The following is a 23,042-nucleotide window of genomic DNA, read 5'->3' on the forward strand; positions in this document are numbered from 1 at the left end:
TCGCGGTCCGGGGAAAGGCCTTAGATGCTTACTTTACTGGTTGATTTTGCGGACCATTTTTCGGCCTTCAATGTCTTTCGCTACATCACGTTCCGCACCGGCGGCGCGCTGATCACCTCGGCGCTGATCGTCTTCATCTTCGGGCCGATGATCATCAATTCGCTGAGGGTCAGGCAGGGCAAGGGCCAGCCGATCCGCGCCGACGGGCCGCAGACCCATTTCAAGAAGGCCGGCACCCCGACCATGGGTGGCCTGATGATCATCTCGGGCATCGTCGGTTCGTCGCTGCTATGGGCGAATATAACCAGCGCCTATGTCTGGATCGTCCTGCTTGTGACGCTTGGCTTCGGCGCGATCGGCTTCTACGACGACTATCTGAAGGTGACGAAACAGTCGCATCTCGGCTTTTCCGGCAAGGCGCGGCTGGCGATCGAATTCGTCATCGCGGCAATCGCCGGCTGGGCGATCATGCATGCCGGGCAGGAGCCATTCTCGTCCTCACTGACATTCCCCTTCATCAAGGATTTCCTGATCAATCTCGGCTGGTTCTTCATACCTTTCGCCTGCATCGTGATCGTAGGCGCAGGCAATGCGGTCAACCTCACCGACGGGCTGGATGGTCTCGCCATCGTCCCGATCATGATCGCGGCAGCTTCCTTCGGCGTCATCGCCTATCTCTCCGGTAACGCGGTATTCGCCGAATATCTGCAGATCCATTTCGTGCCCGGCACCGGCGAACTCGCGGTGATCCTCGGCGCGGTCATCGGCGCCGGTCTCGGCTTCCTCTGGTTCAATGCACCGCCGGCCGCCATTTTCATGGGCGACACCGGCTCGCTGGCAATGGGCGGGCTTATCGGCACGATTGCGGTGGCGACGAAGCACGAGATCGTGCTGGCCATCATCGGCGGCCTGTTCGTCATGGAAGCGCTGTCGGTCATCATCCAGGTCGGCTTCTTCAAGGCGACCGGCAAGCGCGTGTTTCTCATGGCGCCGATCCACCATCATTTCGAAAAGCTCGGATGGACTGAAAGCCAGGTCGTGATCCGCTTCTGGATCATCGCCGTCATTCTTGCGCTGGTCGGCTTGTCGACCCTAAAGTTGCGGTAGGGGATTTAGATGATTCCAGCGCGCTCGTTCGGCGGCAGGCGTGTAGCGCTCTTCGGGCTTGGCGGCTCGGGGATAGCGACCGCGCATGCGCTCATCGAAGGCGGCGCCAGCGTGTCGGCGTGGGACGATAATCCCGAAAGCGTGCTCAAGGCCAAGGCGGCGGGAATCGAGACGAAGGATCTGCGCCAGGCAGACTGGTCGCATTTTTCCTCGTTCGTCCTGTCTCCCGGCGTGCCGCTGACACATCCGAAGCCGCACTGGACGGTGGAGCTGGCGCGGGGTGCAGGTGTCGAGGTCATCGGCGACATCGAACTGTTCGCGCGCGAGCGCATTTCGCGGGCGCCGGCGTCTCCCTTCATCGCGATCACCGGCACTAACGGGAAATCGACGACGACGGCACTGACCGCCCATATCATCCAGGCGTCCGGCCGCGATACGCAGATGGGCGGCAATATCGGCCGCGCCGTCATGACACTCGATCCGCCGAAGAACGATCGCCATTACGTGGTCGAATGCTCATCCTATCAGATCGATCTCGCGCCTTCGATAAACCCCACGGCGGGCATCCTGCTCAACCTGACGCCTGACCATCTCGATCGTCACGGCACGATGCAGCACTACGCGTCGATCAAGGAGCGGCTGGTTGCGGGCAGCGAGACCGCAATCATTGGCATCGATGATATCTACTGCGCCCAGATCGCCGACCGCCTCGAAAAGGCGGGCAAGGATGTCGTGCGCATTTCCAAGCGATTGCCGCTGACCGACGGTTATTTCGCCGATGGCACCAATCTGATGGAAGCAAAGCACGGCCGCTTCAGCCGCATTGCTTTCCTTGAAGGCATCGGCTCGCTGCGCGGGCAGCACAATGCGCAGAACGCGCTTGCGGCAGTCGTTGCCTGCATGAAGATCGGCCTCGATCTTGGCGAGATACAGTCCGGCCTTGAAAGCTTTCCGGGCCTCGCCCACCGCATGGAGCAGGTGGCCCGCCGGGACAATGTCCTCTTTATCAACGATTCCAAGGCGACCAACGCGGATGCGGCAGCACCTGCTCTCTCGAGCTTCCCGCGCATCTACTGGATCGCCGGCGGATTGCAGAAGGAAGGCGGCATCGAGCCATTGCGCGGGTTCTTTTCGCGCATCGCCAAGGCCTATCTGATCGGCGAGGCGGCACCGGCCTTCTCGGCGACGCTGGGCGAGGCCGTGCCTTACGAGATTTCCGGCACGCTCGCTGCGGCCGTCGAGCATGCGGCGCGTGACGCCGCCCTCGACGATGCCAGCGAGGCGGTCGTCCTGTTGTCGCCGGCCTGTGCGAGTTTCGACCAGTTCAAGAATTTCGAAATACGCGGCGCAGCCTTCAAGGAGGCCGTCGGCGCGCTTGAGAGAATAAAGCCCATTGGAGGGACACGCTGATGGCAAGCCGTCTGGACAAAAGCCCGGTCGCAATCTGGTGGCGAACGATCGATCGCTGGTTTCTCGCTGCCTTCCTGTCCTTGATGGGCCTCGGCATCATCCTGTCATTCGCGGCCAGTCCGGCGGTGGCCGAGCGCATCGGGCTCGGTAGTTTCCACTTCGCCACAAGGCAGATTTTCTTCACCATCCCGGCACTGGCGGTGATGCTTGCCGTATCCTTCCTGGAGGCGCGGGAGGTGCGGCGCATGGCGCTCATCATGCTGTGCGTCTCACTGGTGCTGATGGTGGCGGTCCTCTACATCGGCGTCGAGGTCAAGGGCGCGCGGCGCTGGGTGTCATTCGCCGGCGTCTCGATCCAGCCATCCGAGTTTCTGAAACCGGCCTTCGTCATCGTCTGCGCCTGGCTGTTCGCCGAGCATGCGCGCCAGCCCGACATTCCCGGCAATCTCTTTGCCATGATCCTGCTCGGCCTCGTCGTGGCCTTGCTGGTGGCGCAGCCTGACCTTGGCCAGACCATGCTGGCGCTCGGCACCTGGGGCGTGATGTTCTTCATGGCCGGCATGCCATGGCTGTGGATCGTCGTGCTCGGCGCGCTTGGCGCCGGCGGTGCGGTTGCGGCCTATACGATATTCCCGCACGTCGCCGGCCGTATCGACCGCTTCGTGACGGGCGAGGGCGATACGTTCCAGGTCGACATGGGCCGCGAGGCTGTCATCAATGGCGGCTGGTTCGGCGTCGGACCGGGTGAGGGCACCGTCAAGCGGATCATCCCGGACAGCCACGCCGACTTCGTCTTTGCGGTTGCGGGCGAAGAATTCGGCATCGTGCTCTGCTTCGCCATCATGTTCCTGTTCGCCTTCATCGTGCTGCGCGGGCTGAACACGGCGTTGAAGGAGCAGGACGATTTCACCCGCTACGCCGTGGCCGGGCTGGTCGTCGTGTTCGGCTTCCAGTCGGTCATCAATATGGGCGTCAACCTGCAGCTCATGCCGGCCAAGGGCATGACGTTGCCTTTCATCTCCTATGGCGGTTCCTCGCTGATCGCGATTGCCATCTCCATGGGCATGGTGCTGGCCCTGACGCGAAAGCGACCGGAAAAGCGCAAGCAGGTCGGCTTCTCGGGGCTCTCCCAGCACGCCATGCCGGCGGAATGACATGGCGAGGGGGACAATACTTCTTGCCGCCGGCGGTACCGGCGGCCATCTCTTTCCGGCTGAGGCCTTGTCGCATGAACTGAAGGCGCGGGGCTGGGATGTGCATCTTGCCACCGACGACCGTGCGGGACGCTATGCCGGCAATTTTCCGGCCAAGGCGGTTCATTCGATCGCGTCGGCAACGATCGGTTCACGCAATCCGCTGAAGCTGCTTGCGTCCTTCTGGACGATCTGGCGCGGCTTCAGGCAGTCATCGGCACTGATCCGAAGGCTGAAGCCGGAAGTCGTTATCGGCTTCGGCGGCTACCCGACATTGCCTCCGGTCTATGCCGCGACGCGCCGCCGGGTTAGGACGATAATCCACGAACAGAACGCGGTGATGGGGCGCGCCAACCGCGCGCTGGCGGCAAATGTGACGGCAATCGCCGGCGGCTTCCTCGACGAGGCTGCCAGCAGTTTCGGCGACAAGACCGTCATCACCGGCAATCCGGTTCGCCCGGCCGTGCTGGAGGCTGCCCGCACCGCTTATGCGGCTCCTCTTGAAGGCGAACCTTTCCGCCTGCTGGTATTCGGCGGCAGCCAGGGGGCGCTTTTCTTTTCTGATGCGGTTCCGCCGGCGATCTCCGCACTTCCCGAGGCTTTGCGCAAGCGGCTGATCATCACGCAACAGGCCCGCGCCGAGGATGTCGCTCGCGTCACCGCCGCTTATGCCGAACTCGGCATCGAGGCGAATGTGTTGCCGTTCTTCACCGACATGGCGGCGCGAATGGCGTCGTCGCATCTGGTGATCGCCCGTTCCGGCGCTTCGACGGTTTCCGAAATCGCCGTCATCGGCCGCCCGTCCTTGCTGGTGCCGTTTCCCTACGCGCTCGACCACGATCAGGCCGCCAATGCTGCGACCCTGTCCGCATTGGGCGGGGCGGAGGTTCACCAGCAGGCGACGCTGACGACGGAAGTCCTCTCCGGCCTGATCGCCGGGCTCATGACCGAACCTGACCGGCTCGTAGCGATGGCCTCGGCTGCAAAGTCAGCCGGCAAACCCGACGCGGTGCGGTTGCTTGCCGACCTCACAGAGGCTATTGCGGCGAGGAAACCGATTGAAGACATAAAAGAAGGGATGCGGCCATGAAGATGCGGCAGACGATCGGCCTTGTGCATTTCATCGGCATTGGCGGCATCGGCATGAGCGGTATTGCCGAGGTGCTGCACAATCTCGGCTACAAGGTGCAGGGCTCCGACCAGTCCGAAAGCGCCAACGTCCAGCGGCTGCGCGACAAGGGCATCGAGTGCTTTGTCGGCCATCGCGCCGAAAACCTTGGTGATGCCGAAGTCGTCGTCGTTTCGACGGCAATCAAGAAGACCAACCCCGAACTGATCGCGGCGCGCGAAAAGCTGCTGCCGATCGTTCGCCGCGCCGAGATGCTGGCCGAGCTTATGCGCTTCCGGCAGGCGGTCGCCATCGGTGGCACGCACGGCAAGACGACGACGACCTCGATGGTCGCCACGCTGCTCGACGCTGGCGGCCTCGATCCGACGGTCATCAATGGCGGCATCATCAACGCCTATGGCACCAATGCCCGCATGGGCGAGGGCGAGTGGATGGTGGTCGAGGCCGATGAAAGCGACGGCACCTTCCTGAAGCTGCCGGCTGACATTGCGGTCGTTACCAATATCGACCCGGAACATCTCGATCACTACGGTTCGTTCGACAAGGTGCGTGAGGCGTTTCGCCAGTTCGTCGAGAATGTGCCGTTCTATGGCTTCGGCGTGATGTGCACCGACCATCCGGAAGTGCAGGCGCTGGTGTCGCGCATCGAGGATCGCCGCGTCATCACCTATGGTGAGAACACGCAGGCTGATGTGCGCTTCACGCGCCATCGCATGGATGGTGCGGCCTCCCTGTTCGACGTGGTCATCCGCGACCGCAAGACCGCCGCGCAGACGATCATTTCCGACCTGCGCCTGCCGATGCCCGGCCGTCACAACGTTTCCAATGCCACCGCCGCCATCGCCGTCGCTCACGAGCTCGGCCTGACGCCTGAGGACATCAAGAAGGGCCTGTCGTCCTTCGGTGGCGTCAAGCGCCGCTTCACGCCGACCGGAAGCTGGAACGGCGTGCAAATATTCGACGATTACGGCCACCATCCGGTCGAGATCAAGGCCGTGCTGCGGGCGGCACGTGATGCAACGAAGGGCCGTGTCATCGCGATTGCGCAGCCGCATCGCTTCACGCGCCTGCACGACCTGTTTGACGATTTCTCCGCCTGCTTCAACGATGCCGATACGGTGATGGTTGCGCCGGTCTATGCCGCCGGCGAAGAGCCGATCGAGGGTGCCAATTCCGAAGCGCTGGTTTCGCGTATCCGCGCCGGCGGCCATCGCGATGCGCGCCACATCGAAGGGCCGGCTGCCATCGCTCCCATCGTGCGCGAACTTGCAAAGCCGGGTGATTTCGTCATCTTTCTGGGTGCCGGCAACATCACGCAATGGGCCTATGCGTTGCCGAAGGAACTCGGCGGGGATACGGCATGACGAAGGGTGCGGCGCTTATTGCCAGGCTTGGCGACCGGCTTGCCGGTCTGCGCGGCCGTATCACGCCCGACGCAGAAATGGACAAGATCACCTGGTTCCGCGCCGGCGGACCTGCGGACGCACTGTTCCAGCCCGCCGACGAGGACGATCTCGCAGCTTTCCTGAAGGCGGTGCCTGAGGATGTTCCGCTGACGATCGTCGGTATCGGCTCCAACCTTCTGGTGCGTGAAGGCGGTATTCCGGGTTTTGTCGTGCGGCTTTCGGCAAAGGGGTTCGGCGAGGCCGAGGTCATTTCTGAAACGCGCATCAGGGCGGGCGCGTCTACGCCCGACAAGCGCGTGGCAGCCGTGGCGCTGGAGGCAGGCATCGGCGGCTTCCATTTCTACCACGGCATCCCCGGCGCCATCGGTGGGGCGCTGCGCATGAATGCGGGCGCCAACGGCGTCGAGACGCGCGAGCGTGTCGTCGAGGTGCGCGCGCTCGACCGGCAAGGCAATATCCACACGCTGTCGAATGAGGAGATGGGCTACGCCTATCGGCATTCCTCGGCATCCGCGGATCTGATTTTCACCTCCGCTTTGTTCGAGGGCTACAAGGAAAACCGCGAAACCATCCGCGCGGCGATGGATGCGGTTCAGCATCATCGCGAGACCGTCCAGCCGATCCGCGAGAAAACCGGGGGATCGACCTTCAAGAATCCGGAAGGCACCTCGGCCTGGAAGGAGATCGACAAGGCGGGCTGCCGTGGGCTGATGATCGGCGGGGCGCAGATGTCGCCGATGCACTGCAATTTCATGATCAACACCGGCCATGCCACCGGCTATGACCTCGAATATCTCGGCGAGACGGTTCGGGCGCGCGTGCTCGAGAATTCGGGCATTCGCCTGCACTGGGAGATCAAGCGCATCGGCAACTTCAAGCCCGATCACGACGTGCAGGAATTCCTGGGGCAGCTACTTTAGCAAAGCGTGATTTGCCTGCTCCAGAAACGTGCAGCGTGATCACAATCGACCTAAATTTACATAAATTGAATCAACTCGAATCCTTGGGGCTTGCCACAGAGTCAACTCTCTGATTCTTTGGACAAAAGCGTTTCCTGATTTGAGTCGTTCCCGCGCGTTCGACGCGTTTCCGTCTGGGGGGTAACCTGCCGGAGTGGGCGGATTCAATTCGGAAAAGGCTTAAGCCGAAGTCGGGTTCGGCGAGGGGATTGCAGAAACTATGACGTCTAAACACGTGGCCGTATTGTTGGGAGGGTTCTCGTCCGAACGGCCCGTTTCCTTGTCTTCCGGAAATTCATGCGCAGATGAACTTGAGGCCGTCGGCTATCGCGTCACGCGGGTCGACGTCGATCGCGATGTCGGTTCTGTCCTTGCCGAGCTGAAGCCGGACGTCGTGTTCAACGCGCTGCATGGCCCGTTCGGGGAAGACGGTACGATCCAGGGTATCCTCGAATATCTCGCCATTCCCTACACGCATTCCGGCGTGCTTGCTTCGGCTCTCGCCATGAACAAGGAGCAGGCCAAGCGTGTGGCGAAGGCTGCCGGCATTCCGGTTGCGGAATCGAAGACCATCGACCGCTTCTCGATCGGCAACAAGCACCCGATGAAGACGCCTTATGTGGTCAAGCCGGTCAGCGAAGGATCGAGCTTCGGCGTCGTGATCGTGAAGGAGGATCAGTCGCATCCGCCGCAGATCATCAGCTCACCGGAGTGGAAATTTGGCGGTACGGTCATGGTCGAGCGCTATGTGCATGGGCGCGAACTGACCTGCGCTGTCATGGGCGATGTAGCCCTTGGGGTCTGCGAGATCATCCCGACGGGTCATTCCTTCTACGATTATGATTCAAAATACGTTGCGGGCGGGTCAAAACACGAGGTTCCCGCTAAAATTTCACTAAATATTTACCAAAAAATACAGACACTGGCACTCAAGGCTCACCAAGCAATCGGGTGCCGGGGCGTCTCCCGGTCAGACTTCCGCTACGACGATCGCCATTCCGAAAATGGCGAGCTTATCTGGCTCGAAGTGAATACCCAGCCGGGTATGACGCCGACGTCGCTGGTGCCGGAAATTGCTGCCCAGGCCGGGCATTCGTTCGGTGAGTTGTTGAGTTGGATGGTGGAGGACGCTTCGTGTTCGCGTTGAGGTCGGGGCAGGTTAGAAGGATGGGTTCGGCAAGGCCGGGCCTGTTTGGCGTGTCCTTTTCCATCGACGGCTTCGTGCTGCCGCGCTGGCTTCGCCGGCCGGTGCGCGTCCTGGCGCGCCTGGGCAAAGGCGACTTCACGCCGCCGCCGTTTTCCGCGACGATCGCGTCTGCGATCCTTCTTTCCTCGAGCGGTCTCTACGGCGCCTATGTCGGCGGGCATATGCCGGCTCTCGTGCAGGGCATCACAGCGCGCAGCGGCTTTGCCGTCGATCAGATCAAGGTGGTCGGCCATCGCGAGACTTCGGAGATCGATGTCCTCGACAAGCTGGAGCTTGACGGCTGGACGTCGCTGATCGGCTTTAACGCCGACGAGGCGCGCGAGCGCATCGCCAAGCTCCCCTGGGTCGAGGTTGCTTCCGTTCGCAAGATCTATCCCAACACGCTCGAAGTGAAGATCGAAGAGCGCAAGGCCTTCGCCATCTGGCAGCACGGCAGCCAGCTTTCGATCGTCGAGGAAAATGGCAACGTGATCGCGCCGTTCTCGGGCGGTCGCCATGTCGCGCTGCCGCTGGTCGTCGGCTATGGCGCGGCCGAGCGCGCTTCCGGCTTCATCGCCAAGATCAAGCAGTTTCCGGAGCTGGCCTCGCGGGTGAAGGGTTATGTCCGCGTTTCCGAGCGCCGCTGGGACCTGCGGCTTGAAAACGGCATCACCGTCAAGTTGCCGGAATATGGCGAAGACACCGCACTCGCCGATCTCGTCAAGATGGACCACGACACCGGCCTGCTGTCTCGCGACATAGCCGGCGTCGACATGCGCCTTTCCGACCGGCTGGTCGTGCAGCTCACGCCTGAGGCGGTCGAGCGGCGCGAAGCTGCGCTTAAAGAGCTTCTGAAATCACCCAAGAGCAAGCTGGAGAAAAGAATATGAGCTTGCTCGGCGGTCCAAAAGACGGCTCTGCCCACCGCTCCGGTATCGTCACGGTGCTTGACGTCGGCTCCAGCAAGGTTTGCTGCGTGGTCGCCAAGCTCAAGCCGGCGCCTGAGAGCCAGCTGCTGCGCGGGCGTACCCATCAAGCCAAGGTCATTGGCATAGGCCATCAGAAGTCGCAGGGCGTCAAATCGGGCGTGGTCGTCGATCTCGACCGTGCCGAGCATGCCGTGCGGCTGGCGGTCGACGCGGCCGAACGCATGGCCGGGCTGACGGTCGACTCGCTCATCGTCAATCTCACTGCGGGCCGGCTGAAGAGCGAAACATTTTCGGCGACGATCAATCTCGGCGGCCACGAGGCTTCCGCCAGTGACATCAAGCGCGTTCTGGCAGCCGGCGCCAAGCAGGCGCTGAAGGCCGAGCGCGAGGTGGTTCATTCGCTGCCGGTCGCATTTTCGCTCGATGCCGAACGCGGCGTGCGCGATCCGCGCGGCATGGTCGGCGACACGCTCGGCGTCGACATGCATGTGCTGACCGGCGACGCCGCGCCGCTGCGCAATCTGGAGCTCTGCATCAACCGCTCGCATCTTTCGGTCGAGCGCATGGTGGCCACGCCCTATGCAAGCGGGCTCGCAGCACTCGTTGATGACGAACTCGAAATGGGCGCGGCCTGCATTGACATGGGCGGCGGCACCACCACCATCTCGCTCTTTGCTGACGGCAAGTTCGTTTACGCCGACGCCATCCCGGTGGGCGGCAGCCATGTCACCATGGATATGGCCAAGGGCCTTTCGACGCGCCTCGACGATGCCGAGCGGCTGAAGGTGATGCATGGTTCGGCGTTGCCCGGCAGCGCTGACGATCGCGATCTGGTCACTGTCCAGCCGATCGGCGCCGACGAAACCGAAGTGCCGCTCCAGGTGCCGCGTTCTGTGATGACGCGCATCATCCGCGCCCGCATCGAAGAGACGCTGGAAATACTGCGCGACCGGCTGAACAAATCAGGTTACGGCAATGCCGCCGGTAAGCGAGTCGTGCTGACGGGTGGCGCCAGCCAGCTTGCCGGTCTGCCGGAAGCTGCACGCCGCATTCTGGGCCGCAACGTGCGCATCGGCCGGCCGCTGGGCGTGGCTGGTTTGCCGGAAGCGGCAAAAGGTCCGGCGTTCGCAACGGCGGTGGGCCTTCTGATCTACCCGCAGGTGGCGGGCTTCGAGATCAATAAAGCGAGTGGGATTTCTGGACTACGCATGACCGGGACGGGCGGAAAACTGCATCGCATGAGTCAGTGGTTGAGAGACAGTTTCTAGAGTTTGACGGGGATTGCCCCATAACGGCCGCGGCGGCGAAGCGGCGGGAAAGGCGAAAAGGACAAGGACAATGACGATCAATCTGCAAAAGCCGGACATAACCGAGCTGAAGCCGCGCATCACCGTTTTCGGTGTCGGCGGTGGCGGCGGCAACGCAGTCAACAACATGATCACCGCGGGACTTCGCGGCGTCGAATTCGTCGTGGCCAACACCGATGCCCAGGCGCTTACGATGTCGAAGGCCGATCGCCTGATCCAGCTTGGCGCTCACGTCACCGAGGGTCTCGGCGCGGGTTCCCAGCCTGAGGTCGGTCGCGCCGCCGCCGAAGAGTGCATCGACGAGATCATCGATCATCTGTCGAACACCCATATGTGCTTCGTCACTGCCGGCATGGGCGGTGGCACGGGCACGGGTGCTGCTCCTGTCGTTGCCAGGGCAGCGCGCGAGAAGGGCATCCTCACCGTCGGCGTCGTCACCAAGCCGTTCCACTTCGAAGGCCAGCGCCGCATGAAGACGGCGGACATGGGCATCGAGGAACTGCAGAAATGCGTCGATACCCTGATCGTCATTCCGAACCAGAACCTGTTCCGGCTCGCCAATGACAAGACGACCTTTGCCGACGCCTTCGCCATGGCCGACCAGGTGCTCTATTCGGGCGTTGCCTGCATCACCGACCTGATGGTCAAGGAAGGCCTGATCAACCTCGACTTCGCCGACGTCCGTTCGGTGATGCGCGAGATGGGCAAGGCGATGATGGGCACCGGCGAAGCTTCGGGCGAGGGCCGTGCGATGGCCGCCGCTGAGGCTGCGATCGCCAACCCGCTGCTCGACGAGACCTCGATGAAGGGTGCGAAGGGCCTGCTGATCTCCATCACCGGCGGTCGCGACCTTACCCTGTTCGAAGTCGACGAAGCGGCAACCCGCATCCGCGAGGAAGTCGACCAGGATGCCAACATCATCCTCGGTGCGACCTTCGACGAGGAACTCGAAGGCGTCATCCGCGTCTCGGTCGTGGCGACCGGCATCGACAAGACGGCTGCCGAAATCGCTGCCGCCCCGATCGCCATCCGCCCGCCCATGAAGCCGGCGCCGCGCCCTGCGGCGATCGTCGAGCAACGTCCGGCCGCCCCTGTACAGCAGATCGTCCAGGAAGCGCCGCGTGCTGCCGATCCGGTGGCCGATGCGATCCGCATGGCCGAAGCGAACGCCGCCGCAATGGCAGCACCGCGCCCGGTCGCTGTTCAGGACGATTTCCGCCCGCAGAGCAAGTTGTTCCAGGCTCCGCCGCCTGCCGCTCCCCAGCCGCAGCCGGTCCAGCAGCAGCCGATGGCAGCAGCTCCTGCACAGCTGCGTGAACTGCCTCAGCAGCCGGTAGCCGCCGCTCAGCCGCGGATGCCGCGTGTCGAAGACTTTCCGCCACTGGTGAAAGCCGAAGTGGAAGCCAAGACCCGTGCGCCCGAGCAGCATCACGAAAGCGGCCCGATGGGCCTCTTGAAGCGCCTGACCAACGGCCTGACCCGCCGCGAGGAAGAGCCTGCACGCCTGCAGCCGGCACAACCGCGCGAACCGAAGCTGCGCCAGCAGGCTCCGGAGCTGCGCCGCACAGCCAGCCAGGACCCGTCGCTCTATGCACCGCGCCGTGGCCAACTCGACGAACATGGCCGCCTCGCGCCGCAGCAGCGCGCCGTGCAGGAAGACGATCAGTTGGAGATTCCGGCGTTCTTGCGCCGGCAAGCCAACTGAACCGTTAACGAAATGTAACAGATATTAACGGGCAGGCGCTTCGGTGTCTGCCCGTTAACTTTTTAAATTGAACGAAAACAATGGCTTGATGCGTTAATCGCATCTTAATCCGCCGTTACACGGGGTAAAAAACCGTGATTTGGAGTCTTCCCCGCGCGTCACTATCTTCCGTCTCGAATGGAGTCGGTATGCGCGAATCTGCGGGGAACTGTTCCCGTATGCCGACAAACACAAGAGCACGCCCCTCTGGACTGGCGTAATAGTCACGCGCTAAACGGGCATATGGGGATTCATTTGCACGACCATCAAACGACACTGAAATCGCGCGCGACGCTCTCCGGGGTTGGCGTCCACAGCGGTAAACCAGTCACTCTGCACTTTCTGCCTGCCGATGCGGACACGGGTATCGTGTTCCACCATGTCGGCGAGGGCGAGCCGGCGCGCGACCTGCGCGCGCTCGTATCGGAAGTCGGCAGCACCGATCTTTGCACCATGCTGGGCGACCCGAACGGCTATCATGTCGCCACCGTCGAGCACGTCATGGGCGCGCTGTTCGGTCTGGGCATCGACAATCTCATCATCGAGATCGACGGCAACGAAGTGCCGATCCTCGACGGCAGCGCCATCCGTTTCGTCGAAGCCATCGATCAGGCCGGCATCGAGACGCTTTCTGCCAAGCGCCGCTACGTCCGCATCCTGAAGCCGGTTCGCATCGAGGCGGGTGCCTCCTGGGCCGAGTTCCGCCCTTATGCCGGAACGCGCTTCGAGGTCGAGATCGATTTCGAAAACCCGGCCATCGGCCGCCAGTCCTTCGCGGCGGACGTCAATGCCGACATGTTCCGCGCGGAGATCGCGCGTGCCCGCACCTTCGGTTTCATGAAGGATGTCGAGCGCCTGTGGGCTGCCGGCTATGCGCTCGGCTCTTCGCTGGAGAATTCCGTGGTGATCGGAGACGACAGCCGCATCATCAACATTGAAGGCCTGCGCTATCCCAATGAATTCGTGCGCCACAAGACGCTGGACGCGATGGGCGACCTGTCGCTTGCAGGCGCGCGCTTCATCGGCTGCTTCCGCTCCTACCGCGGCGGTCACCGCATGAACGCCGCTGCCCTTCGCCGCCTGCTGTCAGATCGTTCGGCCTTCGAGATTGTCGAGACGACTCGCCGCGAGCGTGGCCGTTCGGCTGAGATGATCGCCGTAAACGCTCCGGTCTACGCGCCCTGGGTGCTTTGAGGCTGCCTCAAGGCTTGAAAAGCGGGACTTGTGTGACGATAACGCATCGTCCACAGGCTGATTGTGGCGAAAGCCAAAGCCTGCCACAAAAATGCGCCATTGCCGGACGATAGCGTTGCCGTTCAAGGGCAGTTGTGGTCTATGACTGCGGGGCGATGAGTATAATCATGGCGAGAGGGCCGAATCCGATCATGTTTTTCCAGCGAGCTGCACAGTCGAATCAGCCGGCGCGCGCTGCCTTCCTGGCGCTTTCGGTGCTTTCCGCGCCGCTTCTCCTTTCGGCCTGCATGTCTTCCGAAAAGGACCTCGATCTGTCGACCTATGTCGAGCAGACCGAACCAGCCGATGTTCTCTACAATCAGGGCCTGGCCAATCTGAATTCCGGTCGCCTGAAAGAGGCGAGCCGCAAGTTCGATGCGGTCGATCGACAGCACCCCTATTCGGAATATGCCCGTAAATCGATGGTGATGGGCGCTTTCGCCAATTACCGCCAGGGCAATTACGACGACTCGATCAATTCGGCGAAGCGCTATCTCGCGCTCTACCCGTCGACGCCCGATGCGGCCTATGCCCAGTACATCATCGGTCTCTGCTATTTCCGCCAGATCCGCGACGTTACGCAGGACCAGAAGGAATCCCGCCGCGCCATCGAGGCGATGCAGGAAGTGGTTACCCGCTGGCCCGATTCGGAATATGTCGACGACGCCAAGGAAAAGGTGCGTTTCGCGCGCGACCAGCTTGCCGGCAAGGAAATGCAGGTCGGCCGTTATTATCTCGAGCGTCGCGAATATATCGCTGCCGTGAAGCGCTTCCGCTATGTGGTCGAGAATTACTCCAACACCCGCCAGGCCGAGGAAGCGCTCGCGCGCCTCACCGAAGCCTATTACGCGATGGGCCTGACCTCGGAAGCGCAGACGGCGGCTGCCGTGCTCGGCCAGAATTACCCGGACAGCCCGTGGTATCGCGATTCCTACAAGCTGCTGCAGACCAATGGCCTGGAGCCACGTGAGAACGCCGGCTCGTGGATATCGAAGGCCGGAAAACTTATCACCGGCGCCTGATCATAGCGGGCGTCGATGCTTTCCAGACTGTCTATCCGCGATATCGTCCTGATCGAGCGGCTGGACATTGATTTCTCGCCGGGGCTCTCCGTACTCACCGGCGAGACGGGTGCAGGCAAATCCATTCTTCTAGACGCGCTGTCGCTGGCACTGGGTGCCCGCGGCGACGCATCGCTCGTCCGCCATGGCGCGGCGCAGGGGCAGGTGTCGGCGGTGTTCGACGTGCCGCGCAATCATCCCGCCCGGCAAATCCTGATCGACAATGCGCTCGATGACGACGGCGACATCATTCTGCGCCGTGTGCAGACCGCGGACGGGCGCACGCGCGTCTTCGTCAACGACCAACCCTCCAGCGTCACCTTGATGCGCGATATCGGCCGTGCCCTGGTCGAGATACACGGCCAGCACGACGAGCGCGCGCTCGTTGACGCAAGCGCACACCGCGAATTACTGGATTCCTTCGGCGGGCATATCGGCGAGGCGCGCGCCTGCGGTGAGGCTTGGCGGCGCTGGCGTGACTGTGAACAGGAACTGGCGCGGCATCGCGCGCGCGTCGAGGCCGCAGCCCGCGAGGCCGACTATCTGCGTTCCGCCGTCGCCGAACTCTCCCAGCTCGACCCTCAGCCGGGCGAGGAGACGGAACTGGCAGAGATCCGCACGACGATGATGCGGGCTGAAAAGATCGCCGGCGAAATCCAGGACGCGCAGGACGTTCTGTCCGGACACAACTCGCCATTGCCGCAACTGGCCAGTCTGCTTCGGCGCTTGCAGCGCAAGGCATCCGAAGTCCCCGGCCTGCTCGATGACGTCGTGAAATCGCTGGATGAAGCCATGCTGTCGCTCGATGCGGCGCAGTCGGGCGTTGATGCCGCTTTGCGCGCCACGGAATACGATCCACAGCGTCTGGAGAAGGCGGAAGAGCGGCTGTTTGCGCTGCGCGCCGCGTCGCGCAAGCACAATGTGCCGGTCGATGATCTGGCGAAACTGCGCGATACGATGTCGGCGGATCTCGCCGATCTCGACGCCGGCGAGGAGCGCCTGCATGTCCTTGAAAAGCAGGCCGTGGCCGCGCGCGACGTCTATGACGCTGTGGCGGCAAATCTTTCGGAATTGCGCAAGACGGCGGCAATCGGCCTGCGCAACGCGGTGATGGCCGAATTGCCGGCGCTCAAGCTCGAACGGGCCGAATTCATCGTCGAGATGAGCACCGAGCCCGGCAATCGGCTGGAAGAAGGCATCGACCTGATCGAGTTCTGGGTGCGCACCAACCCCGGCACCAAGCCCGGCCCGATGATGAAGATCGCGTCGGGCGGCGAGCTTTCGCGCTTCCTGCTGGCGCTGAAGGTGGCGCTTGCCGATCGTGGCTCTGCGCCGACGCTGGTGTTCGACGAAATCGACACTGGTGTGGGCGGTGCGGTGGCTGATGCGATCGGGCAACGCCTGTCGCGGCTGGCCAATCGGGTTCAGGTTCTGTCGGTCACCCACGCGCCGCAGGTTGCCGCGCGCGCCGGCACGCATTTCCTGATCGCCAAGTCCGGCGGCAAGGAGCAGGTCTCGACCAGCATCGCCGAAATGGATCGCGGCTCGCGGCAGGAAGAGATCGCCCGTATGCTGGCCGGCGCCACGATCACCGATGAAGCGCGGGCCGCAGCCGAGCGTCTTTTGCGGGAAAACACGGCTGCCGCATCCTGAGGCCCTTCACGAACTGATTCCGGCGATGTCAGTAGGGCGCTGTTTCGGCACGATCTTTTGCTAAAAGCACTGCCGTCGTCGTATGTCATGAGATAGGGTAGCCGCCGCAATATCAGCCGGATTCTCAAACCATGTCAGTGACCGCCAAGCCCGTCGAGGATTTGACCGAAGCCGAAGCAGAGGCCGAGCTTGCCCGGCTCGCGGCAGAGGTCGCCTACCATGACGAGCGTTATCACGGGCATGACGAGCCGGAGATTTCCGATGCCGCCTACGATGCCCTGAAGCGGCGCAACGACGCGATCGAGAAGCTGTTTCCGCAGCTCATCCGCGCCGACAGTCCCTCGATTCGCGTGGGCGCGGCACCGCTTCCGACCTTTGCGTCGATTACCCATTCGCGGCCGATGCTGTCCCTCGACAACGCCTTTTCCGACGAAGACGTGCGCGATTTCGTCGGCTCTGTCTATCGTTTCCTCGGCCAGTTGCCGGACGGTTCGATCGCCTTCACCGCCGAGCCGAAGATCGACGGCCTTTCCATGTCTATCCGCTACGAACGGGGCCGGCTGGTCAATGCTGCGACCCGCGGCGACGGAACGACCGGCGAAAACGTCACTGAGAACATCAAGACCATCAAGGAAATCCCGAACCGGCTGCCGGCCGGCGCGCCCGATGTCGTCGAGGTGCGCGGCGAGGTCTATATGCGCAAGAGCGATTTTCTCGCGCTCAACGCGCAGATGGAAGCGGAGGGCAAGCAGACCTATGTGAACCCGCGCAACACGGCTGCTGGATCGCTGCGCCAGCTCGACGCCAAGGTGACGGCGAGCCGCAATCTGAAATTCTTCGCCTATGCCTGGGGGGAGATGTCCGAGATGCCCGCCGACACACAGATGGGCATGGTGGAAAAGTTCAGGGAATGGGGCTTTCCGGTCAATCCGCTGATGAAGCGGCTGACCTCGGTCGAGGAGATCATCGCCCATTATAACGAGATCGGTCTCCTGCGCCCGGATCTCGACTATGAGATCGATGGCGTCGTCTACAAGGTCGACCGTCTGGACCTGCAGGAGCGTCTCGGCTTTCGCTCGCGCTCGCCGCGCTGGGCGACGGCGCACAAATTCCCGGCCGAGCAGGCTTTCACCCATGTGGAGAAGATCGACATCCAGGTCGGCCGCACCGGCGCGTTGACGCCCGTCGCGCGGCTGACGCCGGTCACCGTCGGCGGTGTCGTCGTTACCAACGCGACGCTGCACAACGAGGACTACATCAGGGGTATCGGCAATTCCGGCGAGCGCATCCGCGAGGAGGAGCACGATATCCGCATCGGCGACACGGTGATCGTGCAGCGGGCCGGCGACGTCATCCCGCAGGTGCTCGACGTGATCATGGAAAAGCGCCCGAAGGACGCCGTGCCATACGAATTCCCGAAGAAGTGCCCGGTCTGCGGCAGCCACGCGGTGCGCGAGAAGAACGAAAAGACCGGCAAGCTGGACTCCGTTACCCGCTGCACCGGCGGTTTCGTCTGCCGTGCGCAGGCGGTCGAGCATCTGAAACATTTCGTCTCGCGCGCGGCCTACGATATCGAGGGCCTCGGCGCAAAGCAGATCGATTTCTTCTTCGAAAGCGAGGACGAGGCGCTGAAGGTGCGCACAGCGCCGGACATTTTCACGCTGAAGCAGCGGCAGGAAACGTCGCAACTCACCAAGCTCGAGAATATCGACGGCTTCGGCAAGGTGAGCGTCAAAAAGCTCTTCGACGCCATCGACGAGCGGCGAAGCATCGCCCTCAACCGCTTCATCTATGCGCTCGGCATCCGCCATATCGGCGAGACGAATGCAAAGCTGCTTGCGCGCGCTTACGGCACCTACGAAGCCTTCGAGGCGGCGATGAAGCAGGCTGCCGACCTCTCGGGGGATGCCTGGGAAGATCTCAACAACATCGAGGGCATCGGCGAGGTCGTGGCGCGCGCGCTCGTCGAATTCTTCAAGGAGCCGCGCAATGTCGAGGTGATCGACAGGCTCCTGAAGGAAGTGACGCCGCAGGCCATGGAAGCGCCGGTGGCGAGTTCCAGCCCCGTCGCCGGCAAGACGGTGGTGTTCACCGGCTCGCTCGAGAAGATGTCGCGCGACGAGGCCAAGGCGATGGCTGAAAAGCTGGGCGCCAAGGTTGCCGGCTCGGTGTCCAAGAAGACCGATCTGGTGGTTGCCGGCCCGGGTGCGGGTTCCAAGCTGAAGCTCGCCACCGAACTCGGCATCGAGGTTATCGATGAGGATGCATGGTTCGAAAGGGTAGGGCAGCGGCCTTAAAGCGCGTCGTGTCGATTGATTCCGGCCGACGGGAGCATCATTTTCCCTGATCGCTGGCTCAAGCGAATTCATATGACTTGCGGGTCGGAGCGACCTAAGTAGATTTTCTTTCCTAGGGAGTAGCCATGTCCAGCGAAGCCATTTCCGAGGGCGCGCGCGCGAGCGGGTTTTGGCGCGGTTTTCAAATGGGCCTTCCCGTTGTCGTGGCATCCGCGCCTTTCGGCCTTCTTTTCGGCGCGCTTGCTGCCGAGCAGGGCTTCAGCATTTTCGAAGCTGTCTTGATGAGCGTGACCGTCTATGCCGGCGCAAGCCAGATGGTCGGCATCGAGCTTTTCGGCCAGAATTTGTCGCCGGCGCTCATCGTCTTTTCGATCTTTGCCGTGAACTTCCGGCATGTGCTCTACTCGGCAGCGCTCGGGCGGCGCATTCGCCACTGGCCGTTCGTCGAGAAGGCGATCGGCTTCTTCTTTCTCACCGACCCGCAATATGCCGTTGCGGAAGCAAAGGGCGAACGTGGCGAAGAGGTTTCCTTCGCCTGGTATGTCGGCGTGGCTGCGCCGATCTATGTATGCTGGGTGGTGGAAGCAGCGCTGGGCGCGCAGTTCGGCAAGCTGATACCCGACACGCACGCATTCGGGCTCGATTTCCTGCTGCCGATCTATTTCCTCGGCCTGGTCATGGGCTTTCGCAAGCGGCCCTTGTGGCTGCCGATCGTCATTGCCAGCGCGATCGCCTCGATCGTTGCCTACAAGACGGTCGGGTCGCCCTGGCATGTCTCTATCGGCGCGGCTGCGGGCATCCTGCTTGCAGCGGTGATGCCGATCAAGAAATCCGATCAGTCCGAAACCTCCGAGCGGAGTGAAGTCCTGTGAGCACGACAGTCTGGATCATTCTTGCCGGTGCGGTGATGACCTATCTCACGCGTATCGGCGGCCACCTTGTTCTGTCGCGCTTCGAACGCGTCCATCCGCGCATCGAGGCCGGGTTGGATGCCGTGCCCGCTGCCGTGTTGACGACGCTGGTGGCGCCTGCCGCCATTTCGGCAGGACCGGCGGAACTGGCGGCCCTTCTGGTCGCAGGCATCGTTTCGCTGCGGAGCGGGCTGATGCCGATGTTTCTGGCGGGCGCTGCGGTTCTGATCCTGCTGCGCCATTTCATGGGCTGAAACTCTATTTGTCTTTGGACAACCGCGCCTATGAAATCGGCGCGGTCGCCTGTTCCAGCCATTTCAGCGTTTCGCCGTCCACCATCGGTCCGATCTCGGCCAGCACGCGGGCGTGATAGGTGTTCAGCCACACAAGCTCCTCGTGCGTCAGCAGGTCAGGCCTGACCAGCCGGCGGTCGATCGGCGCCAGCGTCAGCGTCTCGAATTCATGTACGGGCAGATCGCCACCTTCGACCGGTTTGGCGGCGGTCACGAGAATAAGATTCTCGATGCGGATGCCGTAGTGGCCTTCCTTGTAGTAGCCGGGCTCGTTGGACAGGATCATGCCTTCCAGAAACTTTTCCGCGCCGGTTCGGGAAATGCGCTGCGGGCCCTCATGGACGGCCAGATAGGAGCCGACGCCGTGGCCGGTGCCATGGGCGTAGTCAAGGCCGTGCTTCCACAGCGCCATGCGCGCGACCACGTCGATTTCCGAACCGCGCGTACCCACCGGAAAGCGCAATATCGAAATGCCGATCATGCCTTTCAGGACCAGGGTGAAGCGCTCGCGCATCTCGTCGGTCGGCTGGCCGATCGCCACGGTGCGGGTGATGTCGGTGGTGCCGTCCTGATATTGCGCACCTGAATCGAGCAGGAAAAGCTCGCCGTTGCCAAGCTTGCGGTTGGTCGCCTTCGAAACGCGGTAGTGCATGATAGCGCCGTTCGGACCGGCACCCGAAATCGTGTCGAAGGACACGTCGCGCAGCGGCGTCTGCGTTTGCTCGCCGACGGCCCGCCTGGCTTCCTCAAGCTGCGTCACGAGCTTGATCTCATCCATCGTGCCGGGTTTTTGCGCATCGAGCCAGCAGAGCAGCTTTGCCACCGCGGCACCGTCGCGGCGGTGCGCTGCGCGCGCGCCCTGCAATTCGGCCTGATTCTTGGTGGCACGGGGCAGGCGGGCGGGGTCTGCTTCGGAGACGACCGTGCCGCCATTCTCCTCGATCATCGCCCGGAGCTTTTCGGCGGCAAGGGCAGGGTCCAGCGCTACTTTCGCGCCGGATTTCGCAAGTTTTATGAGGTCGCCGGTGAGCGCGTCAGGCGCGCGAAGGTCGCAAAGCTGGGTCAGGTAGGCCTGCACCTTCCGCGGCAATTTACGCTTGTCGATGAACAGCCGGTGCTTGCCGTCGGCTGCCAGAATGGCGAAGCCCAGCGCCAGCGGCGTGTGCGGCACGTCATTGCCGCGAATGTTGAACGCCCAGGCAATCGACGACGGGTCGGTCAGCACGCAGTGGGTGGCGCCCTGTTTTGAAAGGGCTTCGGCGAGGCGCGCCAGCTTTTCCTTGGCCAGTTCGCCGGCAAATTCGATGGGGTGGATGTCGACCGGTGCTGCCGGCGGGGCAGGCTGGTCGGCCCATATCTCATCGATCGGATTGACGTCCAGCGCCACCAGCGTGGCGCCGTTCTTCTCGGCGGCTTTCTTGAGCGCCTGGACCTCGCCGATGGTGTGTAGCCACGGGTCAAAGCCTAGCCGCGCGCCCTTGCCGAGATTGTCCCTGATCCAGGAGGCGGGCGGATTGTCGATCAGGCTTTCGATGGTGAAGATGCCGAGATCGACCTGTTCGCGCACCTGCAACTGATAGCGGCCGTCGACGAAAATGAAGGCACGATCTTTGAGGATGAGCGCCACTCCGGCCGAGCCGCTGAAGCCGGTCAGCCAGCGCAGCCGTTCCGAACGCGCGGCGACATATTCGCCCTGATGTTCGTCGGCGCGGGGCACCAGAAAGCCGTCGAGGTCATGTGCGGCAAGCCATTCGCGCAATTTCGCCACGCGGGCCGGCGCGCTTGTCGGATCTCCGGCGGTCTCAAACGTCTGGAACATGACTTTCATGCCTTCCGGTGCTCGGTGCTTCGCGTCGCGCAAACCTATCCGGGTGGGTTGATGCTTGCAACGCGTCCGGCTTGATCCAAGCACCGCTGCGATGGTGCGCTGCACAATTCTCTTCGCATATGCAAAATCGTATGGGTGCAATGCAAAATACGCGCTGTTACTTCGCAGCGGTCAGCCCTATCTTGGTTGTCGGGAGGTTGATGTTTCAACCAGGGGAATATGATGGCCGGATTTTTCAAAGCTGCAATCAACGCCTTGATGGAAGCGCGCCAGCGCGAGGCTGCGCGCTATGTAAACGGCGTGCTTCTGTCGCTTGACGACGCCACGCTGAAGGCAAACGGCTTCACCCGTGAAGACCTGAAGAAGCGCGGCAGCTCTTACTCGTTCGTCTAATTCACCGCTTGAGGTGAAGCGTCACCCAGCCTTCCCGGGCGAGGGTGCGGACATGGCGAAAGTTCTGGCCGATATAGGCGGCCAGAACCGCGTTTCGCTGACGCTCCAGAATGCCTGAAAGCACGATCGAACCGCCCGGCACGAGGTGATGCGCCATCTGCGGTGCGAGCTTCATGAGCGGGCGAGCCAGGATATTGGCGACGATCAGGTCGAACGGGCCGCGCGCGGCGAAGATCGGATGGTGAAAGCCCGGGGCGGTGTAGGCTTCGACATAGGCCGAGACACCATTCAGCCGGGCATTGTCTGCCGCAACCTTCGTTGCGATCGGATCGATGTCGGTCGCCAGCACCGGGATATGCGCGAATTTCGCCAGACCGATGGCGAGAACCGCGCTGCCGGTGCCAAGGTCGAGTGCATTGCGCGGTCGTTCGCGCCGCGCCACGGTCTCCAGAACGTCGAGACAGCCGGAAGTGGTGCCGTGATGGCCGGTGCCGAAGGCAAGCCCCGCCTCGATCTCGATTGAGAGTTCGCCGGGCCGCTGCTTGTCGCGGTCATGCGCGCCATGGACGAAAAAGCGCCCCGCGCGAACCGGCTTCAACCCTTCCAGCGACAGCGCCACCCAGTCCGCATCCGGCAGAATTTCGCGCTCGATCGCCTTTTTCAGCGACAGGCCATCGAGCACCTGGCGCATGCGGCGCTCGGCTTCATCGATATCGCCATCGGCGTAGATCGACACTTCCTGAATGTCGCGCTCTTCGTCCTGTTCCAGCACGGCGAGCGGGAAGCCGTCTTCCTCGAACTCGGTTTCGAATGCGGCGAAGATGCGGTTGGCATCGGCGCGCCCGGCCGTCAGATGGAGGCGTGTCTGGGTCATGGTATTTCGCGATCAGGAACGAGGAAACGCCCTAAAGCGCGTCGCGATCTTTCAGGATTGCTTCTCGCGCTTTAGGTCTTTGAATTTACGCATGTCGTTATCGCAAAACCGCTGCACAGTTTTGCGCGA

General features: G+C 62.5%; 19 protein-coding genes. 17 read left to right on the forward strand and 2 right to left on the reverse strand.

The genetic code is table 11. From position 1 onward, the window contains the following. The first annotated feature begins 24 nt into the window (after positions 1 to 24). From mraY to BM413_RS15840, 16 genes are all read left to right on the forward strand, one after another. Positions 25 to 1,107, forward strand: a complete 1,083-nt coding sequence (mraY, locus tag BM413_RS15765; RefSeq protein WP_091914675.1) for a phospho-N-acetylmuramoyl-pentapeptide-transferase — start codon at positions 25 to 27, stop codon at positions 1,105 to 1,107. 9 nt (positions 1,108 to 1,116) lie between these two features. Beyond that, positions 1,117 to 2,517, forward strand: coding sequence for a UDP-N-acetylmuramoyl-L-alanine--D-glutamate ligase (murD, locus tag BM413_RS15770; RefSeq protein WP_091914677.1), 1,401 nt, complete (start codon positions 1,117 to 1,119; stop codon positions 2,515 to 2,517). Continuing rightward, entirely contained in the window at positions 2,517 to 3,671 is a 1,155-nt protein-coding gene (gene ftsW, locus BM413_RS15775) for a putative lipid II flippase FtsW (protein ID WP_091914679.1), read from the forward strand. Before murD ends, ftsW begins: the two co-directional genes overlap by 1 nt. A gap of 1 nt (position 3,672) precedes the next feature. Further along, on the forward strand, positions 3,673 to 4,800 hold the full coding sequence (gene murG, locus BM413_RS15780) for an undecaprenyldiphospho-muramoylpentapeptide beta-N-acetylglucosaminyltransferase (RefSeq protein ID WP_091914681.1): 1,128 nt from the start codon (positions 3,673 to 3,675) through the stop codon (positions 4,798 to 4,800). Beyond that, complete coding sequence (murC, locus tag BM413_RS15785) at positions 4,797 to 6,203, forward strand: UDP-N-acetylmuramate--L-alanine ligase (RefSeq protein ID WP_091914683.1); 1,407 nt, start codon at positions 4,797 to 4,799, stop codon at positions 6,201 to 6,203. Before murG ends, murC begins: the two co-directional genes overlap by 4 nt. Beyond that, positions 6,200 to 7,165 (forward strand): UDP-N-acetylmuramate dehydrogenase, encoded by a 966-nt coding sequence (gene murB, locus BM413_RS15790; RefSeq protein WP_091914685.1) that lies wholly within the window; start codon positions 6,200 to 6,202, stop codon positions 7,163 to 7,165. Before murC ends, murB begins: the two co-directional genes overlap by 4 nt. A 259-nt stretch (positions 7,166 to 7,424) precedes the next feature. Continuing rightward, complete coding sequence (locus tag BM413_RS15795) at positions 7,425 to 8,351, forward strand: D-alanine--D-alanine ligase (protein ID WP_091914687.1); 927 nt, start codon at positions 7,425 to 7,427, stop codon at positions 8,349 to 8,351. Then, the gene (locus BM413_RS15800) at positions 8,339 to 9,280 is read left to right on the forward strand and encodes a cell division protein FtsQ/DivIB (protein WP_091914689.1); all 942 of its coding nucleotides are present in this window, start codon (positions 8,339 to 8,341) and stop codon (positions 9,278 to 9,280) included. Before BM413_RS15795 ends, BM413_RS15800 begins: the two co-directional genes overlap by 13 nt. Continuing rightward, entirely contained in the window at positions 9,277 to 10,587 is a 1,311-nt protein-coding gene (gene ftsA, locus BM413_RS15805) for a cell division protein FtsA (protein ID WP_091914692.1), read from the forward strand. Before BM413_RS15800 ends, ftsA begins: the two co-directional genes overlap by 4 nt. A 70-nt stretch (positions 10,588 to 10,657) precedes the next feature. Further along, on the forward strand, positions 10,658 to 12,331 hold the full coding sequence (ftsZ, locus tag BM413_RS15810) for a cell division protein FtsZ (protein WP_091914694.1): 1,674 nt from the start codon (positions 10,658 to 10,660) through the stop codon (positions 12,329 to 12,331). Positions 12,332 to 12,613: 282 nt separating this feature from the next. Next, a complete protein-coding gene (lpxC, locus tag BM413_RS15815) occupies positions 12,614 to 13,564 on the forward strand; it encodes a UDP-3-O-acyl-N-acetylglucosamine deacetylase (protein ID WP_091914696.1) in 951 nt (316 codons plus the stop codon). A gap of 191 nt (positions 13,565 to 13,755) precedes the next feature. Further along, a complete protein-coding gene (locus BM413_RS15820) occupies positions 13,756 to 14,625 on the forward strand; it encodes an outer membrane protein assembly factor BamD (protein WP_091915066.1) in 870 nt (289 codons plus the stop codon). Between the two features lie 15 nt (positions 14,626 to 14,640). Continuing rightward, positions 14,641 to 16,317 (forward strand): DNA repair protein RecN, encoded by a 1,677-nt coding sequence (gene recN, locus BM413_RS15825; protein ID WP_091914698.1) that lies wholly within the window; start codon positions 14,641 to 14,643, stop codon positions 16,315 to 16,317. Positions 16,318 to 16,448: 131 nt separating this feature from the next. Next, positions 16,449 to 18,614, forward strand: a complete 2,166-nt coding sequence (gene ligA, locus BM413_RS15830; RefSeq protein ID WP_091914700.1) for an NAD-dependent DNA ligase LigA — start codon at positions 16,449 to 16,451, stop codon at positions 18,612 to 18,614. Positions 18,615 to 18,739: 125 nt separating this feature from the next. Continuing rightward, the gene (locus BM413_RS15835) at positions 18,740 to 19,486 is read left to right on the forward strand and encodes an AzlC family ABC transporter permease (RefSeq protein WP_091914702.1); all 747 of its coding nucleotides are present in this window, start codon (positions 18,740 to 18,742) and stop codon (positions 19,484 to 19,486) included. Continuing rightward, positions 19,483 to 19,779, forward strand: a complete 297-nt coding sequence (locus BM413_RS15840; RefSeq protein ID WP_091914704.1) for an AzlD family protein — start codon at positions 19,483 to 19,485, stop codon at positions 19,777 to 19,779. Before BM413_RS15835 ends, BM413_RS15840 begins: the two co-directional genes overlap by 4 nt. Before the next feature lie 28 nt (positions 19,780 to 19,807). Here BM413_RS15840 and BM413_RS15845 read toward each other — a convergent pair whose 3' ends face one another. Continuing rightward, complete coding sequence (locus BM413_RS15845; RefSeq protein WP_091915068.1) at positions 19,808 to 21,637, reverse strand: aminopeptidase P family protein; 1,830 nt, start codon at positions 21,635 to 21,637, stop codon at positions 19,808 to 19,810. A gap of 231 nt (positions 21,638 to 21,868) precedes the next feature. Between BM413_RS15845 and BM413_RS33125 the strand changes: the two genes are divergently transcribed. Then, positions 21,869 to 22,039, forward strand: a complete 171-nt coding sequence (locus tag BM413_RS33125; protein ID WP_175544341.1) for a hypothetical protein — start codon at positions 21,869 to 21,871, stop codon at positions 22,037 to 22,039. 1 nt (position 22,040) lies between these two features. Here BM413_RS33125 and BM413_RS15850 read toward each other — a convergent pair whose 3' ends face one another. After that, complete coding sequence (locus BM413_RS15850) at positions 22,041 to 22,913, reverse strand: 50S ribosomal protein L11 methyltransferase (protein WP_091914706.1); 873 nt, start codon at positions 22,911 to 22,913, stop codon at positions 22,041 to 22,043. Between the last annotated feature and the right edge of the window lie 129 nt (positions 22,914 to 23,042).

It is taken from the genome of Mesorhizobium sp. YR577, assembly GCF_900116595.1.
Taxonomy (GTDB): domain Bacteria; phylum Pseudomonadota; class Alphaproteobacteria; order Rhizobiales; family Rhizobiaceae; genus Mesorhizobium_M.

What these genes read in the sequence shown, in the direction of transcription:
- mraY (WP_091914675.1), top strand. Translation starts at nt 25, where the DNA reads ATGCTTACTTTACTGGTTGATTTTGCGGACCATTTTTCGGCCTTCAAT.
- murD (WP_091914677.1), top strand. Translation starts at nt 1,117, where the DNA reads ATGATTCCAGCGCGCTCGTTCGGCGGCAGGCGTGTAGCGCTCTTCGGG.
- ftsW (WP_091914679.1), top strand. Translation starts at nt 2,517, where the DNA reads ATGGCAAGCCGTCTGGACAAAAGCCCGGTCGCAATCTGGTGGCGAACG.
- murG (WP_091914681.1), top strand. Translation starts at nt 3,673, where the DNA reads ATGGCGAGGGGGACAATACTTCTTGCCGCCGGCGGTACCGGCGGCCAT.
- murC (WP_091914683.1), top strand. Translation starts at nt 4,797, where the DNA reads ATGAAGATGCGGCAGACGATCGGCCTTGTGCATTTCATCGGCATTGGC.
- murB (WP_091914685.1), top strand. Translation starts at nt 6,200, where the DNA reads ATGACGAAGGGTGCGGCGCTTATTGCCAGGCTTGGCGACCGGCTTGCC.
- BM413_RS15795 (WP_091914687.1), top strand. Translation starts at nt 7,425, where the DNA reads ATGACGTCTAAACACGTGGCCGTATTGTTGGGAGGGTTCTCGTCCGAA.
- ftsA (WP_091914692.1), top strand. Translation starts at nt 9,277, where the DNA reads ATGAGCTTGCTCGGCGGTCCAAAAGACGGCTCTGCCCACCGCTCCGGT.
- ftsZ (WP_091914694.1), top strand. Translation starts at nt 10,658, where the DNA reads ATGACGATCAATCTGCAAAAGCCGGACATAACCGAGCTGAAGCCGCGC.
- lpxC (WP_091914696.1), top strand. Translation starts at nt 12,614, where the DNA reads ATGGGGATTCATTTGCACGACCATCAAACGACACTGAAATCGCGCGCG.
- BM413_RS15820 (WP_091915066.1), top strand. Translation starts at nt 13,756, where the DNA reads ATGTTTTTCCAGCGAGCTGCACAGTCGAATCAGCCGGCGCGCGCTGCC.
- recN (WP_091914698.1), top strand. Translation starts at nt 14,641, where the DNA reads ATGCTTTCCAGACTGTCTATCCGCGATATCGTCCTGATCGAGCGGCTG.
- ligA (WP_091914700.1), top strand. Translation starts at nt 16,449, where the DNA reads ATGTCAGTGACCGCCAAGCCCGTCGAGGATTTGACCGAAGCCGAAGCA.
- BM413_RS15835 (WP_091914702.1), top strand. Translation starts at nt 18,740, where the DNA reads ATGTCCAGCGAAGCCATTTCCGAGGGCGCGCGCGCGAGCGGGTTTTGG.
- BM413_RS15845 (WP_091915068.1), bottom strand. Translation starts at nt 21,637, where the DNA reads ATGTTCCAGACGTTTGAGACCGCCGGAGATCCGACAAGCGCGCCGGCC.
- BM413_RS33125 (WP_175544341.1), top strand. Translation starts at nt 21,869, where the DNA reads ATGGCCGGATTTTTCAAAGCTGCAATCAACGCCTTGATGGAAGCGCGC.
- BM413_RS15850 (WP_091914706.1), bottom strand. Translation starts at nt 22,913, where the DNA reads ATGACCCAGACACGCCTCCATCTGACGGCCGGGCGCGCCGATGCCAAC.